This is a genomic window from Enterovibrio norvegicus DSM 15893 (genome assembly GCF_900115495.1).
GTDB lineage: Bacteria > Pseudomonadota > Gammaproteobacteria > Enterobacterales > Vibrionaceae > Enterovibrio > Enterovibrio norvegicus.
The window spans coordinates 1-2,483 of record NZ_FOWR01000085.1; the positions used below are offsets into that span (position 1 = coordinate 1).

Consider the following 2,483-nt stretch of genomic DNA (forward strand, 5'->3'; position numbering starts at 1 on the left):
TCGGCACGGTTCCAACGGCCAAATGTCACCTGTAGAGTATGAAAAGCAGTACGAAGAAAGGCTCAAAGGTGTCTACTGAGTCGGTGGCTATTCAGTATGTCTTGTCGTCATCTAGCTTCTAAAGTTCCTTCCTCGCTTCCCGTTTTCTGAACTCTATGGCTACAACTTCTTTACTTGCTTCTAAACTCTCAGCATTAGTTTGTAGATCGGAATTTTATCTATGTCATCGAATCGCTCTAAACGTTTAAGAAAGAAGCTCTATCTCGATGAGTTTGCTGTGTTTGGCTTTGTCATCTCATTAAAACTCAATACGGATAGCGATGGAGCGCTAGAAGAGTTTATCGAGTCACTTGCGGAATTTGCAGAGTCTCGCCATTTGTTAGTCGGAGGTGGAGGCATAAATCGCATAGAGCTTGTTTTGGGTTCATCGCTTCGTTTTGGGTCTGCGACAGATCAGGATAGGCTTGCAATCAAACAATGGGTTGAGTCCAGAGAAGAGGCAGATATCGTCGATATAGGCGCTTTGATAGATTTGCACCAGTTAACGTTAGATGATTAGGTCTAGCCCTTCTATGGCGTCTCTGGTTAGCGTGTTTCTCGTGATGGATTAATGCGTGTCATATGGTATGCATCAACATAGTTGCCATATCGAAATACATACCCGATAGTGGGTCCTTCTACTTCAAAGCCAAACTTTTTCATGGGCTTTACTCCAAATGGAGGTCTAGCGGTGTCTTGCTGGCCTTTCCTCCCACTTCTCTTGTGAGTTTAGGAACAAGATAGCCTGAAACTTCTTTGATAAGGCCCGCCATTAATGAGCGCGCTTCATCATCTGAAACGAGAAAATGCGCCGCCCCTTTCACCTTATCTAGAACGTGGAGGTAGTAAGGTAAAATCCCGCAGTCGAAAAGTGTATTGCTTAGGTTCTTGAGTGAATCTACAGAGTCATTCACGCCCTTCAAAAGCACACCCTGATTCAACAAGGTGACATTTGCTTGGCGTAATATCGCCATGGAATGACGCAACTCATCGTTGATTTCGTTGGCGTGATTGATGTGCGTAACAAGGATGACCTTCAAGCGTGTTTCTTTAAGCAATTGCGCCAGTGCCGGCGTAATCCTTGAAGGGATCACTACGGGCAGTCTTGTATGAATACGGAGTTTCCTAATGTGAGGAACTGCTTCAATCGCTTCGACTAACCATTTCAGTTCATGGTCTTTTGCCATCAGCGGATCGCCACCAGACAAGATCACTTCATCAACTTCTGGGTGATCCCGTAAGTAAGCGATCGTTTCTCGCCATGTGTCTTTGCTGCCTTTGTTGTCTTGATAAGGGAAGTGTCGGCGGAAGCAATATCGACAATTAATCGCACAACCACCCTTCACAATCATCAGAACACGGTTTTTGTATTTATGCAGCAAGCCGGGAACATCGTTATCTTGTTCTTCTAATGGATCGGTCGTGAAGCCTTCAGCCTCGTCAAACTCTTCAACTACTGGCAATACTTGGCGTAGAAGTGGGTCGTTAGGGTTCCCTTTTTCCATCCTCGCAATGAAACTTTGTGGCACACGTTGTGAGAATAAGGCGCGAGCGGAAAAGCCGGACATCCATGGCGTAGGCTCTATATCAAGCTGTTGCAGAAGAATTTGAGGATTTGAGACAGCATTTGCGATCTCTTTGATCCAGTTTTGCTCAACAGGCGATGCGTTTCGGGTTATTATGTCCGGCATTTATGACAACTTCGAAGATGTTAAGAGGATAGACATGGCGTCTTTTAGCACCAATGAATTCCGCGGTGGAATGAAAATTATGCTTGATAATGAACCTTGTGTCATTATCGAAAACGAGTTCGTTAAGCCTGGTAAAGGCCAAGCGTTCAACCGCGTAAAAATCCGCAAGCTGCTTTCTGGCAAAGTGCTAGAGAAGACATTCAAGTCAGGCGACTCAGTTGAAGCTGCTGACGTAATGGATCATGAACTAGATTACCTCTACACAGACGGTGAATTCTGGCACTTCATGAACGCAGAATCTTTCGAGCAAATCGCAGCTGATGAAAAAGCGGTTGGCGATAACATCAAATGGCTGAAAGAAAATGACCGTTGTACGCTGACACTTTGGAACGGTAACCCAATTGCCGTTACTCCGCCAAACTTTGTTGAAATTGAAGTGACTGAGACTGATCCTGGTCTAAAAGGTGATACTGCTGGTACTGGCGGTAAGCCTGCAACATTGGTTACGGGCGCAGTTGTTCGTGTTCCTTTGTTCATTCAAATTGGTGAAGTGATCAAAGTGGATACTCGCTCTGGCGAATACGTGAGCCGCGTTAAGTAATCACGAACTATCTGCTTTGCAGTAAAAAGGTCGCTTAGGCGGCCTTTTTTGTTGCTTTTGTCCCGTCCTAAATAAGGTTGACACTTTTCCAACCCGAAATTGGAGAGTGTTATGAAATCAACAACCAAGCGCACCCAACGAGATTATTCCCT

The 2,483-nt window shown here is 45.1% G+C and carries 3 protein-coding genes; 2 read left to right on the forward strand and 1 reads right to left on the reverse strand.

Going from position 1 to position 2,483, the window contains the following annotated elements:
- Positions 1 to 220: 220 nt before the first annotated feature.
- Positions 221 to 559, forward strand: a complete 339-nt coding sequence (locus BM082_RS24425) for a 50S ribosome-binding protein YggL (protein ID WP_074928980.1) — start codon at positions 221 to 223, stop codon at positions 557 to 559.
- 148 nt (positions 560 to 707) lie between these two features.
- Here the strand turns inward: BM082_RS24425 and epmB are convergent, their stop codons facing one another.
- A complete protein-coding gene (gene epmB / locus BM082_RS24430) occupies positions 708 to 1,730 on the reverse strand; it encodes an EF-P beta-lysylation protein EpmB (RefSeq protein WP_074928982.1) in 1,023 nt (340 codons plus the stop codon).
- Between the two features lie 34 nt (positions 1,731 to 1,764).
- On the opposite strand from epmB, the gene efp reads away from it, so the two are divergent.
- Positions 1,765 to 2,331, forward strand: coding sequence for an elongation factor P (efp, locus tag BM082_RS24435; RefSeq protein WP_017010133.1), 567 nt, complete (start codon positions 1,765 to 1,767; stop codon positions 2,329 to 2,331).
- The last annotated feature ends 152 nt before the right edge of the window (positions 2,332 to 2,483 follow it).

Excerpts from the sequence above, each read along its gene's own strand:
- efp (WP_017010133.1), top strand. The coding sequence starts at position 1,765 with ATGGCGTCTTTTAGCACCAATGAATTCCGCGGTGGAATGAAAATTATG.
- BM082_RS24425 (WP_074928980.1), top strand. The coding sequence starts at position 221 with ATGTCATCGAATCGCTCTAAACGTTTAAGAAAGAAGCTCTATCTCGAT.
- epmB (WP_074928982.1), bottom strand. The coding sequence starts at position 1,730 with ATGCCGGACATAATAACCCGAAACGCATCGCCTGTTGAGCAAAACTGG.